A 13,580-nucleotide genomic window follows, 5' to 3' on the forward strand; every position below is an offset into this window, starting at 1 on the left:
AGCAGGCCGTGTTCAGCCCGCGTCGACCGTTCCCCGCGGGAACAACAACCGCATGACGGTGTCGAAGGTGACGCCGGCAGCAGGGATACCGTGGACGTGGGCGAGCAGTTTGGGCTGCGCACAACGCATCAGGGCGTCACTGACCAGTAGGTAGGCGACGGCCTGCGGGTCGACCCCGTCGTCGACCACTCCCGCTTCCTGGGCGGCGGTCAGGTACGCACCGATGGCCGCGATCCCGCGGTGCGGACCGTAGTCGTTCGCGGCGAGGAACGCCGCGACCTCGTCACGCACCTCCGCGTCACCCTGCGCGGTGAAGAGCATGTCCAGGGCCTGGTCGAGGAACTCTGTCACGAGATGGGTGAACCCCTTCAGCACCTTCCGCACCGAGTCCGGTGTCAATTCGTCCTCGGCGAGTGGCCCCAGCTCGACCTTGTAGTCCCAGAGTGGGTGCAGCGCACCTTCGAAGACCGCCTTGAGCAGGCCCTGCCGATCGGTGAAGTGATAGAAGATGCTGCCCTCGGACACGCCCGCCTCCGCGGCGACCTGCCGAGTGGTCAGTCGCGCGATACCCCGTTCCCGCAGCACGGCCACGGTCGCGCTGATGATCTCGTCGCGCCCGGTGGTCGGTGGGCGTCCGCGTCGAGCCATATCGCTCACCATACGTCAAGCGGGAAAAATTCTTGAGCATCGGCTCAGAATGTGTCAGCATCACAGGGGCAAGCACTCAGCCAAGGAGGCCCGATGGCTCGAAAATGGCTCACCCTCACCGCAGTCTGCACCGGCGTGTTCATGCTGTTGCTCGACGTGACGATCGTGAACGTCGCACTCCCCGACATCTCCACCGACCTGAAATCGGATCTGTCCGATCTGCAGTGGGTGATCGACGCCTACGCGTTGACGTTGGCCGCCTTGCTGCTGACCTCGGGAACGGTCGCCGACATCGTCGGTCGCAAGAAGGTGTTCGCGACCGGCATCATCGTGTTCACCGCCGGGTCGCTGGCCTGCGGTCTGGCACCGGACATCCTCACCCTGATCATCTCCCGGGCCGCCCAGGGGGTCGGGGGTGCGATCATGTTCGCCACCTCGCTGGCCCTGCTCGCGCAGGCGTTCGCTCCTCGTGAACGCGGCATCGCCTTCGGTGTCTTCGGCGCGGTCACCGGGGTGTCGGTCGCCGTGGGTCCGGTGCTCGGCGGTGTGCTCACCAGCGGGTTGTCGTGGCACTGGATCTTCTTCGTCAACATCCCCGTCGGCGTCATCGCCCTGGGCATCACCATCGTCGGGGTGGACGAGTCCAAGGCGCCGGGACACCCACGCATCGACTGGCTCGGTTGCGTCACGTTCAGTGCGGCACTGGCGTTCCTGGTCTTCGGCCTGATCCGCAGCCACGGTGACGGATGGGGGTCACTACCGGTGGCCGGGTCGCTGATCGCCGCAGCAGTTCTGCTGCTGGCCTTCGTCGTCACCGAACGGATGGTCGCCGAGCCGATGGTGGACGCGGCCCTGTTCCGGGTGCCGACGTTCACCGGTGGTCTGGTCGCGGCCTGGGCGATCTCGGCGTCGATGTTCTCGCTGCTGACCTACATCGTCATCTACCTGCAGAACATCATGGGCTATTCGGCGCTGCAGACCGGCCTGTACTTCCTGCCGTTCTCGGGGGTGGTGTTCGTGGCGGCGGCGGTGGCCGGACGACTGTCGGACAAGCTGCCCGTCCGGTGGTTGATCGCACCCGGTTTCGTCCTCGTGGGCATCGGACTGTTGCTGATGCGCGGCACCGACCCCACCGGTGGCTGGACGCAGTTCATCCCCGGCTTCATCGTCGCGGGTTTCGGTACCGGCCTGATCAATCCGCCACTGGCCTCCACCGCGGTCGGGGTGGTCGCCCCGCAACGGGCGGGCATGGCGTCGGGGATGAACTCCACGTTCCGCCAGATCGGGATCGCCACCGGTGTGGCCCTGCTCGGCAGCCTCCTGGCGTCACACATCAGCAACTCGATGACCGACGCGTTGTCGTCGGGACCGTTGGGCGCCCGGGCCCGCGAGATCGGCGATGTGGTGGCCAACGGTGGTGCCGCTCAGGTGGCGTCGTCCCTGCCGGGTCCGCTGCGCGGGATGGTGCTGCAGGCCGCGGGCCGCGGGTACTCCGATGCGCTGGACCTGATCCTGCTGATCGCCGCGATCATCGCAGTGGTGGCCGCGGTCGTCTCGGTGTTCATGATCCGCAGTCGCGACTTTCACACCGCCGAGGCCCCCGCGGGTGACTCCGCCGAGGCCACGCAGGTGGCCAGGGTCGACTGAGGCACGTTCGCGAACCTCAGGCGGCTGAACGACCCCGTGGTGCGGCGACATCGGCACTCACGGTGTCGCCGAAACCGGGCCGAGAGTTACCGACGAACGAACGCCACCACGCCCGGACCGCCTCGACACGGTTGGCGTTGCCTGCCAGGTAGTACAGGTGGACCACCAGCCAGGCGACCCAGGCCAGCGGCCCTCGGAACGTGACGCTGTCCCGGATCTCGGCCACCGCCGCGAATCGGTTGATCATCGACATGCTCCCCTTGTCGAAGTATCGGAAAGGGGAACCGGGGGAACGCTTGCCGCGGATGATGTCGGCGACGTGCCGGCCCTCCTGCATGGCGACGGGACTCTGCCCGGGGTAGTCGTGCAGGGCGGTCATGTCACCGATGGCGAAGACATCGGCGCGATCTCCGACCGTCAGATCCTCGTTGACGAGCAGTCGCCCCGACCGATCGGTCCCGCAGCCGGTCGCGTCGCGCAGTGTCCTGGCGAATCCGGCCGCCTGCACGCCCGCCGACCACACCACGGTCGCCGCGGGGATCCGCCGGGTGGCGGAACCCCTGTCGATGTCGATGCTGACGCCACGATCGTCCATCTCGGTGACCATGGCACCGAGGAGCACCTCCACGCCGGCGTTCTCCAGTCGTGATCGGCTGTCGTCACTCAGTCGGCCGCCGAACGCGGGCAGGACCTCGTCGAGTCCTTCGACCAGCACGACGGACACGTCGACACCGTAGAAGCGGTCGGCCAGCTCGGCCAGTTCCCCGGCGACCTCCACTCCGGTCGCGCCCGCGCCCACCACCACGAAGGTGCGGAGCCGTGCTCGCTCGTCATCGTCGTCGGTCGATTCCGCACGAGCGAACGTGTCGGCCAGGTGGGCGCGGAGCCGGGTGGCGTCGTCGAGCGTCTTCAGGCTGAAGGAGTGTTCGGCGAACTCCGGGTGGCCGAAGTAGGCCTGCGATGCCCCGGTCGCTCCGATCAACCACCGGTAGCGAACGGCTTCGGTGTCACCGTCAGGACGACGGAGCACCACCTCACGAGCATCGGTGTCGACCGATTGCACCCAGCCCTCACGAACTGTGGTCGCCGCGGGTACCACGGTGTCCGCCTCCGGAGCGACGACGTGCGGTGACATCACCCCGGTGGCCACCTGGTAAAGCAATGGCTGGAACACGTACTGCGGTCGCGCCGAGATCACCATCGTCGACAGACCGGAACCGTCGAGTCGCCGGGCTGCGGCAACACCCCCGAATCCCGAACCGACAATGACCACATCCACCGAGTTCATCAGCTGCTCCTTCCGCGGGTACTGCTTCTCATTCATGACAACCACCAGGCTGTAGCCGATCAATCCCGCAGACAAGCGCAATTTTCAGATGCCAGTTATCGTGATAACTCATCAATCGCCGGGAGGATGATTCGGATGGAACTCCGACAGCTGAGTTACTTCGTCGCGGTGTGCGACGAGCTCAGCTTCAGCCGGGCGGCGCAGCGTCGGTTCATCTCGCAGTCCGCGGTGAGCCATCAGATCAGGCGCCTCGAGCACGAACTCGGCGTCGCACTGTTCGAGCGGTCGACCCGGTCCGTGTCCGTCACCGACGCAGGATCACGCCTGTTGCCGATCGCTCGCCAGATGATCGAACTGGAGGCGAGCGCGCACGCGGCGATGAAGCCGACGGACCGCCGCATCCGCCTGGCGGCGAACATGTCCTTCGCCCGTCAATCCCTGTCGGCGATCTCCGGCCTGCGCGATGCACATCCCGAAGCGGAGGTCGACTTCGTCATCCGCAGCTTCGGCGAGCGGATGGATTCGGTCGTCAGCGGCGACGTCGACGTCGCGCTGATCCGCGGCACCGTGCACCGACCCGACGTGGATGTACGGCAGTTGTGGGTGCAGGACCTGGTGATCGCGACGGCGGTGCGGCACCCCTTGGCCGGCCGGGCGACGGTGACACTGCGTGAACTCGCGCAGTATCCGCTCGTGCTGCCCCCGCCGGCCCGACAACTGCTGCTGCGCAATGTCATCGGTGACGCATTCGCGACCGCGGGCTTGTCCCCCAGCTGGGGTGCGCCTATCCCACCCGACCACACCGCGGCCGCGGAGTTGGTGAACCACCCCGATGCGTGGACCGTCCTGTACGACGACGTCACCCAGCCGGGAGTCGCCGTCATGAATGATGCCGACGGACTGCTCGCTGTTCCGGTCTGCGCGGTCACACGTCGCGGGCGACAGACGACGCAGTTGCTCGGAGAACTCGTCGACCGGTTGGCCGCGAGTGGTGGCACCGAATGGTGAAGTCCGCTCAGCTCTCCGGCATCGGTGGTGGCGCGGTCCGGTAGCTGACCGGGGTGCGCGAGAGCCGGATCGGGTTGGTCGTGGTCGGTGTCGACGATCCCGGGATCTGCGCGGTCGCGGGGATGCCCAGCGAATCGGCGAGCTCGAAGGCCTCGGCGACGTCGTTGATCGGTCCGGCGGGAACACCCGCGTCGGTGAGCACCCGATACCAGTGATCCGCGCCCGCGGTGCGGAGCGACTTCTCGATCTCCGCGGCGAGCTCCTCACGCCGACCCACCCGCGCTGAATTGGTGGTGAAACGATCATCGCCGATCAGGTCGTCGCGCCCGATGGCCTCGAGGAGCTTCCCGAACTGGCCGTCGTTGCCCACCGCGAGTGCGATCGGGCGATCGGCGGTGGCCAACACCTGGTACGGCGCGACACTCGGATGCCGATTACCCATGGCCTCCGGCACCTTTCCCGCCCCGAGATATCCCGAGGCCTGATTCACCAACGACGACAACGACACCGACAGCAGGTCCACATCCACCCGCTGTCCCTCACCGGTGACATCGCGGTGCCGTAGCGCGGCGAGGATGCCGACCGAAGCGTGCAGTCCGGCCAGCACGTCGACGACGGCCACCCCGACCTTGACCGGCGTGTCGGGGTCGGTGCCGGTGATGCTCATCATCCCGCCGACCGCCTGTAGCAACAGGTCGTAACCCGGCATGTGTGCACCCCCGGCTCGGCCGAAACCCGTGATGGAGCAGTAGATCAGATCGGGGTGTCGCTCACGGAGAGAGTCGTATCCGAGTCCGAGACGTTCCATCGTGCCCGCTCGGAAGTTCTCGACGACGATGTCCGCACCGTCAATCAACTCACGTGCCCGATCCCGTCCGTCGTCGGTACCCAGATCAATGGCCACCGACTCCTTGTTCCGGTTCACCGCGCCGAAGTACGTGGCCACCCCGTCCGCGTCGTATGGCGGTCCCCACGAACGGGTGTCATCGCCCGAGCCCGGACGCTCCACCTTGATCACAGTCGCCCCGAGGTCGGCGAACATCATGGTCGCGTAGGGCCCGGCCAGCACCCTGCTGAAGTCGGCGACGACCAGACCGTCGAGCGCACCCACCATCGATGACCGCCTTTCGTGACCGGCACCGACTCCTCGGCACGGTCCTCGCTGTGTTGACCCAGCCATGGTGCCAAACCGCGTCGGGCCGCTACTCCTCGTCGTCCTCATCGCTGAGGTCGATGCGGATGAGCCCGTCGATCGCGGCAATCGTGTTCGGGGCGGCGGCGACGTTGCGTCCGTCCAGGGTGACCGTGACCGTCACCGCCGGCTCGGTCGCCGAGTGGTCGGTGTCGAGGATGGTCGGCGATCGGATGGTCCACGCGTTGGCGGTGCAGGAGGCGATCAGATCGCGGAGGACGCCGCGGCCGTCGTAGTAGGTGATGGCGTACGTCCGCTCGTGATGAGCGCGGTTGTCGATGTAGCGGCCGATGGGTGTGTAGACGAAGACGATCACGAAGTGCAGTGCCGTGACCACGGTCGCCAGGACCAGCAGGCCGGACCCGGCTGCCATCCCGATCGCTGCCGTCTCCCACACCGCTGCCGCCGTGGTCAGTCCACGGATGGCGCCGCGGCGGGTGATGATCAACCCCGCGCCCAGAAATCCCACACCGGAGACGATCTGCGCGGCGATGCGCGACGGGTCGAGCGAGATGTTGTCGTTGTAGAGGATGTCGGCGAACCCGTACTTGCTGACCAGGAACAGCAACGCCGAGGCGGTGCCGACGATGGTCTGGGTGCGGAGACCGGCACTCTTGCCCCGGAACTGACGTTCCAACCCGATCGCGGAGGACAAGCCGAACGCGACCAGCAATTCGATCAGTTGGCGCGAGAGTTGCCCGCCGGGTGCGTCGGCGAGCAACTGGGTCACCACCGCGATCCTCGATCCGCGTGGTGGGTCCCCGGTCGTTGCGATGTCACGCGCTCAGTTAACCGTCCACCGTCAGAAGACGCACATCCTCGTCTGTGCCACACTTCGCTCAGCCGAGGCGAAGTGAGGTTCCCATGGCACATGTCGAGGCGTCGGTAAGGCGCCCACAGATCATCTCCGCTGCCCGCCGTGTACTCGCGCGGGACGGCGTGGCCAAGACCTCGCTACGCGCCGTCGCCGCCGAGGCCGCGGTCCCGCTCGGAACTCTGCAGTACGTCTTCCGGTCGAAGGAATTGCTGTTACGGGCGGTCATCGAGGATGTCGTCGGTGAGATCGCCGAGGTGCTCACGGCGTCGGGCGATCTCGACCGGGGCCTCGCGCACGCCATCCGGCAGGGGTTGACCTCGTTCTGGTCACAACTGGTCACCGGCCATCGCGGACTGCAGATCATGCAATACGAGTTGACCGTCTACGCCCTGCGGACCGCCGGCCAGGAGGAATTGGCGCGGTGGCAATACGACCGGTATGCGCGTGTCGTCGCCGAGTGGTGTGAATCCGCCGCCCACCGCGCCGGTGAGGCGTGTGCCGTGCCCTTCGACCAGCTCGCGCGGGTGATCGTGGCCACCGTGGACGGCCTGATCCTGCAGCACGTCTGCGAACCCGACCCCGCCCGCTCGCGGGCGGATCTCGATGTCGCGATACGGATGATCACCGCGACCGCGGAGGTCTCACTCCCGGTCACCTGACCGCCGACACGTCCCCGCCACCCCTTGCCAGGATGTGACGTGGCTCTTACACTTCTGACTGAGTCAGTCGTATGACTTAAGACCGAGCAGGAGCAGATGCACATGAGCGACGTCGACGTCATCGTCGTAGGAGCCGGCCTCAGCGGCCTGAGCGCGGCGCGCGCACTGGTCGCGACTGGTAGATCCGTGAAGATCCTCGAAGCTCGCGATCGGGTCGGCGGTCGGACCGAGGGCGGGACGCTGGCCGGCGCCCCCGTCGAACTCGGCGGCACCTGGTTGGGTGAGGGACACACCGAGATGTACGCACTCGTTGGCGAACTCGGCCTGTCGACCTTCCCCACCTGGAACGATGCGGGCGAGTTGCTGCTCGACCTGCTGGGCAAGCAGTCGCGCCTGGCCCCGACCAAGGGCGCCACACCGAAACTGAATCCGATCGCGCTGGCCGACCTGGCACAGGGGTTGCTGCGGTACGAGCGACTGGCGCGCAGCATCGATCCGAACCGGCCATGGGCCCACTCGAAGGCCCAGGAGTGGGACGGGCAGACCTACGAGACCTGGGTGCGGCGCAACCTGCGCACCCCCACCGGTCGCGCGTACTTCCGCACCATCGCCGAGGCGTTGTACTCGGCCGACAGCACCGACCTGTCGCTGCTGCACTCGCTCTTCTACACCCGGAGCAACGGCGATCTCGAGACCCTGGTGTCCGTCGACAAAGGAGCGCAGAAGGACCGGGTGGTGGGCGGATCGGTGCTGGTGTCGCAGCGGTTGGCCGACGACCTCGACATCGTGCTCGACGCCCCGGTCGCCGCGGTGTCCCAGGACGCCGCCGGGGTGACCGTGACGACCCGTTCCGGCCCGCGGTTCACCGCCGACCGCGTGATCATGGCGATCCCCCCGACCCTGGCCGGGCGGATCACCTACGACCCGATCATGCCGCCGTGGCGTGATCAACTCACCCAGCGCACGCCGGCCGGTACGGTCATCAAGACATTCGCCGCGTATCCCACACCGTTCTGGCGGTCGCGGGGTCTCAACGGTCAGGCCATCTCCGCCGACGGACCGGTGAAGGTCACTTTCGACGTGTCACCGCCCGACGGTGACGTGGGGATCCTCCTGGGGTTCGTCGAGGGATCCGAGGCGCGGGTGTGGCAGCGACTCGCCGAACCCGAGCGGCGCCTCCAGGTGATCGACTGCTTCGTGCGCTATTTCGGAGCGGAGGCGGCACATCCAACCGAGTACATCGAGAAGGACTGGACCAGAGAGGAATTCACCCGCGGTTGCTACGGCGCGCACTTCGGACCAGGCACCTGGACCAGTTACGGTAACACTCTGCGCGAACCCGTGAACCGGGTGCATTGGGCCGGAGCCGAATACGCTGTCGAATGGAACGGCTACATGGAGGGCGCCGTGCGGTCGGGGCGGACCACGGCGGACGAGGTGGTGCGGTCGCTGCGGTGAGGCCGGTGCGCGATCCGTATAACGGGGACGACTAACGCTCACCACACCTGCTGAACCCAGAGCGGATACGACGGGTCAGAGGGTGTGATCCCGAAGGCGACACGCCCACCCGAATGGGCCGCAGCTTCGCTTACAACCTGCTGACCGGTGACGTTGTTCCACACTTGATGCTTACCAGGGCGGTAGTAGTCACCCTTGCTGTAGCGGCTACCTGACTCCAACGTCACCCGCCATCGATCGTTACCCAACACAGCGTTGATCACATTGCCGGCACCCACCTGCGCGGCGGCGACAGTCTCAGCATGGTCGAGCAACACCACAGTGGTCTGACCGTGATTTGTGGGATAGATGTCGGCTGCGTTGGCCGCGCCAGTGCCTAAGACTCCGGCAAAAACTGCGCCGGTAGCAATCGCGCAACCAATGACCGATCCTTGTTTCATCGTTCCTCCAAACTAGACAATATGATGGGCGTGTTGCCGTGGAAGCCGAGCGCAGCGTGACGGTCTACCACGGCAACGGTAGATAGCCGACAAGACTGAAAAACTCTGCGCCTTAGTCTTGCGGTTGCGACGATGGGCGATCCTGGCGGTTTGCGTCGGTGGTGGCCTGATGGCGGTTCATCATCTGGCGGCGGCGATTTACGTGCTAATGGGGTCATGGGTTGCGCCGTTCGAGGACCACTACACATCCCGCAGCCACGACCGCGCTCGCAGCGTCAACCCAGATACGACGTGACCAGTCCACGCGACCATGACCTCCAAAGTCATCCACCCATGTATGGCGGTAACCCGCCTTATAGTCGGGAACTGTGACACGCGGATTCACCCATCACAAGCGGAAAATCGCCACCGCAAAGTGCGTGGACCGTGGTCCGAATACATCACTGCTGATCAGGGGGATGAACCCGAATTGGCGTCGTTGAGCGCAACCGCTTTCTGTGACCAAACTGTCATTCGGCAGCAAAATCATCTGCCGCATTCGTCCGAATTCCGCCCGGTGTGGGTTGCCCGAACACCTGTCACAGAGGTATTGCTGCGGCCCGATCGACGACATATAGCGACCTGCGCCAGCACCCGACAGAGAGCCTGTACATCGAAACGTCGCGTCGAGCTCGTGCTTCCAGCTGCTCGACGGGCAACCCGGACTCGATGCCCGCGACCTATCTGGAGCCGCCTAGGAGAATCGAACTCCTGACCTATTCATTACGAGTGAATCGCTCTACCGACTGAGCTAAGGCGGCGCGCCGCCCGCAGGCAGCACGAATGAGTGTAACGAGGCGCCGGTGGGACACCAAACCGCCTCGGCCCTCGGGGACGCGAGTCGGATCAGTGTGCGAGCGCGGCGCCGATCCGGGCGACCATCGCGTCGACGGCGAACCGGGGTTTGACGTTCAGCCCGAGTACCTCGCGGCATTCCAGCACCGCCTCGATGCACTCGAGCAGCTCCTCGGGCCGCGCGTAAGCCCCCATGTCCGCCGACTGCTTGCTCATGTCCGGGTGCATCATCGCCACCGGGCTCGCATACGAGGCCGCCAACCCGTCACGGAACAGAGCGGCCAGGTCGACGAGAGCCAGGTCGAGTGTGTCGCGCGACATCCGAGTGGTGCGCGACTTCTGTCTCTTCTCCAAGTCTTTGATGATCCCGGCGGATCCGCGCAGCGCACCCGCAGCACCCTTGCCGGTGCCGCCCGCACCCAGCGCCGTGCGCAGTTCCTCACGTTCGGGTTCGTCGAGTTCGGCGCTGATGGCCTTGGCGGCTGCATCCGCGGCGGCAACCAGGGCCTCGGCCGCGGCGTAGGCGGTGCTCTCAGCTGTCGCCGCACGCGCCAGCCCCAGCGCATCCATCCTGGCCCGGCGCGCATCCGGGTCGGTGGCGAGCCGTCGCGCGCGCCCCACGTGCCCCCCGCTGACCGACGCCGCCCACCGTGCGGTCGTCTCCTCAACCGCATCGCGCTCGGTCAGCACGGCGGCAATGGCATCGACGGAGGGGACCGTCAATGCGACGTGCCGACAGCGCGAACGGAGGGTCACCGCGATGTCCTCGGGATCGATCGACGGAGCACACAACAGGAACACCGTCCGCGGCGGCGGTTCCTCGACCATCTTGAGCAGCGCGTTGGCCGCCCCCTCCGTCAACCGATCGGCATCCTCGACGATGACCACCTGCCAGCGTCCGGTGCTGGGGCGCCGCGCCGCGGTGGCCACCACCTCACGCATCAGCTTGACGGGCAGGCTCAGTCCCTCGGGCACGATATGGCGGACATCGCCGTGGGTACCCGCCATCACGGTGGTGCAGGCGTGACAGTGTCCGCAGCCCAGTTCGTCGGGGGTCTGGCACTGCAGTGCGGCCGCGAAACACTTCGCCGCGACCGAGCGGCCGCTGCCGGGCGGACCGGTGAACAGCCAGGCGTGGGTCATCGAGGCACGTGACTGCGGCGCCTCGCTGACGGGAGCGACGTCAAGACCGAGCAGGTCCGCGTCGTTCGGGGCGTTGAGCGCGGCAGCCGCATGCCAGGCCGCCGCGGCCGCCTGCCGCAGCTCCGCAACGACCGCGGACTGGCCGACCAATCGCTCGAACACCGTGGTCACGCCCCCACCCTAACGGTCGGTCCGGACACCCGAACCGCGGCAACCGGCCTCGTCGTGACCCCTCATCCCATATAGGTTTGACGGGTGCCGGAGAACCGTACTGTGCCTGCGCGGGCCATTCATCTGCTGCGCTGGCTCTGGGGTACGCCGTGGCCGGTACTCGCCCTGGACCTGCTGCGTGCTCACCTCATCGGGGCCCTCTTCACCTTCGCCTTCCTGCGCTTCGGGATGCCCACCCAGGACTCGTTGCGGGTGAACGAGATCGCCGCCATCTATCAACTGGTGTTCTTCGCCTACCTCCTCATCGCGATGGCCATCGGCGGATACGCGAGCATCCTGCTGACCTTGCCGGTACTGGTGTGGCATCGACGACGCAGCCGGTTGGACAACGCCTTCGCGCGTCGTCGGGCACTGCGGCTACCGGTGCTGCTCACCCTGGTCAACCTCGTGTTGTGGATCATCGGCGGCATCGTGTTCGCGCTCCTCACCCTCACCCTGTCGCGACGGATGGCGGTCATCGTGGCCATCGGCTCGATGGTCGGAGCGGCGGTCACCTGTGTGCTCGGTTATCTGCAGTCGGAACGGGTACTGCGGCCCATCACCGCAGCCGCCATGGCGAACAACCCGTCCGCCGCGATCACCCCCAGCGTCTCCACCCGGATCGTGCTGTTCTGGCTGGTGGCGGTGGCCTGTCCACTGGGGATCATCGTGCTGTTGGTGGTCTCGCAGAAGACACAGGCCATCAACACCGACGCAGTGGGATTGCAACGACCCATCCTGTGGATGGCGGCGGCCGCCCTCGTCTTCGGGGTCATCGGTCTGTCCAGGCTGATCTCGGCGGTCCGAGACCCCATCCGCCAACTGCAGGCCGCCCAACGCGAGGTCAGCGCGGGCAATCTCGACACCTCGGTGCGCATCTACGACGGCAGCGACCTCGGACGACTGCAAGCGGGATTCAACGACATGGTCGACGAATTGCGCGAGCGACAGGTGCTGCGCAACCTGTTCGGCCGCTACGTCGGTGAGGACGTTGCCCGCCGAGCCATCGAGACCGGCACCGAACTCGGCGGTGAGGAGCGCTATGTCGGGGTGTTGTTCGTCGACATCGTCGGTTCCACCCGACTGGCCGTGAACAGACCACCCCGTGAGGTGGTGGACATGCTCAACGAGTTCTTCCGTGTGGTCGTGGACGTGGTCGCCAGCCATGGCGGCTTCGTGAACAAGTTCCAGGGTGATGCGGCACTGGCCGTTTTCGGTGCACCGCTGGACCTCGACGACTTCGCCGGTTCGGCGCTCGCCGCCGCCCGCGAACTGCGCATCGAACTCGAACGCACTCTCGGCGACACCGACATCGGGATCGGGGTGTCCGCGGGAAAGGCGATCGCCGGTCACATCGGTGCCGAACAGCGCCTCGAGTACACGGTGATCGGCGACCCGGTGAACGAGGCGGCCCGGCTCACCGAGATGGCCAAGGACGAACCCAGCCGGGTCCTCGCCTCGGCGCGTGCGGTGTTCCTGGCGTCGGATTCCGAAGCCGCCTGCTGGGAGATCGGCGAAGGGGTGGAGCTGCGCGGTCGCGGTATCGAGACCCGGCTCGCGCGGCCGAAGTTCGGCTGCGTCTCCTAGCTGTTGCCGGTTTCCCGGTCGGTGGTCGCCCGCCGGCGACGCCACCACGACCTGATGCCCGCGGCGGCCGCCAACGCGATCACGATCGGCGGGAGGGCCGCGGGCCAGACTGCGGAGAAACTGATCAACGCGATCATGACGTCGACGCCGATGAACGAGAGTGCGGCGAGATACGCCATCGTCGACAGGGCGCCGAGGCGCAGAGCGAGATCGGTGATCGCGATACGCAGTCGCATCCAGATGGGCAAGGCATGGCGGAGCAGGTGGGACATGGTCGTCTCCGGGTGACGTGGGTCAGGGGATCGTCTGGATCACCCCGCCCGACGTCGTCGGAGCTCAGGCGATCCGCACCCCACGTCCGGGCGCGCGCGGCATCGGCCGCCCACTCGAGGACGGGTCGCAGACCCGTGGCACGCGCTGACGGGTGTCATCGGGGAATTCGGGGTCGGTCAGCGGACCGGTCCCTGCCGGAGGCAGAGGACGCAGTGTCGCCACCACCGCATGCGCCGCCGCGAGCACGGACACGCCGAGCAGGGTCGCACCGCAGGCGATCAGAAGGCCGATCACCGCCGCATGGCCCGATGTCGCGAGCAGCGCCCCGACCGTCGCGCAGAGGAACTGCGCGACGACGAATGCGGGGGGCATCACC

The 13,580-nt window shown here is 66.7% G+C and carries 13 protein-coding genes and 1 tRNA gene; 5 read left to right on the forward strand and 9 right to left on the reverse strand.

The window, feature by feature from the left end; genetic code table 11:
* Positions 1-12: 12 nt before the first annotated feature.
* Positions 13-648, reverse strand: coding sequence for a TetR/AcrR family transcriptional regulator (locus BW971_RS08660; RefSeq protein ID WP_076478591.1), 636 nt, complete (start codon positions 646-648; stop codon positions 13-15).
* A 93-nt stretch (positions 649-741) separates the two neighbouring features.
* Here BW971_RS08660 and BW971_RS08665 point away from each other — a divergent pair, with 93 nt between their 5' ends.
* Positions 742-2,295: an MFS transporter gene (locus tag BW971_RS08665; RefSeq protein WP_076478593.1), complete on the forward strand. Its 1,554-nt coding sequence runs from the start codon at positions 742-744 to the stop codon at positions 2,293-2,295.
* A 16-nt stretch (positions 2,296-2,311) separates the two neighbouring features.
* Here BW971_RS08665 and BW971_RS08670 read toward each other — a convergent pair whose 3' ends face one another.
* Positions 2,312-3,619: an NAD(P)/FAD-dependent oxidoreductase gene (locus tag BW971_RS08670; protein ID WP_234974308.1), complete on the reverse strand. Its 1,308-nt coding sequence runs from the start codon at positions 3,617-3,619 to the stop codon at positions 2,312-2,314.
* Between the two features lie 99 nt (positions 3,620-3,718).
* On the opposite strand from BW971_RS08670, the gene BW971_RS08675 reads away from it, so the two are divergent.
* Positions 3,719-4,591, forward strand: coding sequence for a LysR family transcriptional regulator (locus BW971_RS08675; protein WP_076478595.1), 873 nt, complete (start codon positions 3,719-3,721; stop codon positions 4,589-4,591).
* Between the two features lie 7 nt (positions 4,592-4,598).
* On the opposite strand, the gene BW971_RS08680 is transcribed toward BW971_RS08675, so the two are convergent.
* Both BW971_RS08680 and BW971_RS08685 read right to left on the reverse strand, forming a co-directional pair.
* Positions 4,599-5,705, reverse strand: coding sequence for a CaiB/BaiF CoA transferase family protein (locus BW971_RS08680; protein WP_076478597.1), 1,107 nt, complete (start codon positions 5,703-5,705; stop codon positions 4,599-4,601).
* 88 nt (positions 5,706-5,793) lie between these two features.
* Positions 5,794-6,522 carry an MgtC/SapB family protein gene (locus tag BW971_RS08685; protein WP_407701207.1) on the reverse strand — a complete coding sequence of 243 codons (729 nt, stop codon included), beginning with the start codon at positions 6,520-6,522 and terminating at the stop codon, positions 5,794-5,796.
* A 125-nt stretch (positions 6,523-6,647) separates the two neighbouring features.
* Here BW971_RS08685 and BW971_RS08690 point away from each other — a divergent pair, with 125 nt between their 5' ends.
* Positions 6,648-7,259: a TetR/AcrR family transcriptional regulator gene (locus tag BW971_RS08690; RefSeq protein WP_076478601.1), complete on the forward strand. Its 612-nt coding sequence runs from the start codon at positions 6,648-6,650 to the stop codon at positions 7,257-7,259.
* A gap of 102 nt (positions 7,260-7,361) precedes the next feature.
* Positions 7,362-8,717 carry a flavin monoamine oxidase family protein gene (locus BW971_RS08695; RefSeq protein WP_076478878.1) on the forward strand — a complete coding sequence of 452 codons (1,356 nt, stop codon included), beginning with the start codon at positions 7,362-7,364 and terminating at the stop codon, positions 8,715-8,717.
* Between the two features lie 38 nt (positions 8,718-8,755).
* Here BW971_RS08695 and BW971_RS08700 read toward each other — a convergent pair whose 3' ends face one another.
* The 3 genes from BW971_RS08700 to BW971_RS08710 all read right to left on the reverse strand — a co-directional run bounded on the left by BW971_RS08700 (position 8,756) and on the right by BW971_RS08710 (position 11,305).
* Positions 8,756-9,157 carry a hypothetical protein gene (locus BW971_RS08700; RefSeq protein WP_143690266.1) on the reverse strand — a complete coding sequence of 134 codons (402 nt, stop codon included), beginning with the start codon at positions 9,155-9,157 and terminating at the stop codon, positions 8,756-8,758.
* Positions 9,158-9,881: 724 nt separating this feature from the next.
* Positions 9,882-9,957: transfer RNA gene (locus tag BW971_RS08705), tRNA-Thr, on the reverse strand.
* 85 nt (positions 9,958-10,042) lie between these two features.
* Positions 10,043-11,305: a DNA polymerase III subunit delta' gene (locus BW971_RS08710; RefSeq protein WP_076478605.1), complete on the reverse strand. Its 1,263-nt coding sequence runs from the start codon at positions 11,303-11,305 to the stop codon at positions 10,043-10,045.
* 117 nt (positions 11,306-11,422) lie between these two features.
* On the opposite strand from BW971_RS08710, the gene BW971_RS08715 reads away from it, so the two are divergent.
* Positions 11,423-12,931, forward strand: coding sequence for an adenylate/guanylate cyclase domain-containing protein (locus tag BW971_RS08715; protein ID WP_076478880.1), 1,509 nt, complete (start codon positions 11,423-11,425; stop codon positions 12,929-12,931).
* On the opposite strand, the gene BW971_RS08720 is transcribed toward BW971_RS08715, so the two are convergent.
* Positions 12,928-13,203, reverse strand: a complete 276-nt coding sequence (locus BW971_RS08720; protein ID WP_076478607.1) for a hypothetical protein — start codon at positions 13,201-13,203, stop codon at positions 12,928-12,930. The genes BW971_RS08715 and BW971_RS08720 overlap by 4 nt on opposite strands.
* Positions 13,204-13,267: 64 nt before the next feature.
* On the reverse strand, positions 13,268-13,579 hold the full coding sequence (locus BW971_RS08725) for a DUF6412 domain-containing protein (RefSeq protein ID WP_143690267.1): 312 nt from the start codon (positions 13,577-13,579) through the stop codon (positions 13,268-13,270).
* Position 13,580 lies beyond the last annotated feature (1 nt).

Origin of the sequence: Williamsia sterculiae (assembly GCF_900156495.1) — a bacterium.
GTDB classification, from domain to species: Bacteria; Actinomycetota; Actinomycetes; order Mycobacteriales; family Mycobacteriaceae; genus Williamsia_B; species Williamsia_B sterculiae.

Coding starts and splice junctions, on each gene's coding strand:
- BW971_RS08660 (WP_076478591.1), bottom strand. CDS start 648: ATGGCTCGACGCGGACGCCCACCGACCACCGGGCGCGACGAGATCATC.
- BW971_RS08665 (WP_076478593.1), top strand. CDS start 742: ATGGCTCGAAAATGGCTCACCCTCACCGCAGTCTGCACCGGCGTGTTC.
- BW971_RS08670 (WP_234974308.1), bottom strand. CDS start 3,619: ATGAATGAGAAGCAGTACCCGCGGAAGGAGCAGCTGATGAACTCGGTG.
- BW971_RS08675 (WP_076478595.1), top strand. CDS start 3,719: ATGGAACTCCGACAGCTGAGTTACTTCGTCGCGGTGTGCGACGAGCTC.
- BW971_RS08680 (WP_076478597.1), bottom strand. CDS start 5,705: ATGGTGGGTGCGCTCGACGGTCTGGTCGTCGCCGACTTCAGCAGGGTG.
- BW971_RS08690 (WP_076478601.1), top strand. CDS start 6,648: ATGGCACATGTCGAGGCGTCGGTAAGGCGCCCACAGATCATCTCCGCT.
- BW971_RS08695 (WP_076478878.1), top strand. CDS start 7,362: ATGAGCGACGTCGACGTCATCGTCGTAGGAGCCGGCCTCAGCGGCCTG.
- BW971_RS08700 (WP_143690266.1), bottom strand. CDS start 9,157: ATGAAACAAGGATCGGTCATTGGTTGCGCGATTGCTACCGGCGCAGTT.
- BW971_RS08720 (WP_076478607.1), bottom strand. CDS start 13,203: ATGTCCCACCTGCTCCGCCATGCCTTGCCCATCTGGATGCGACTGCGT.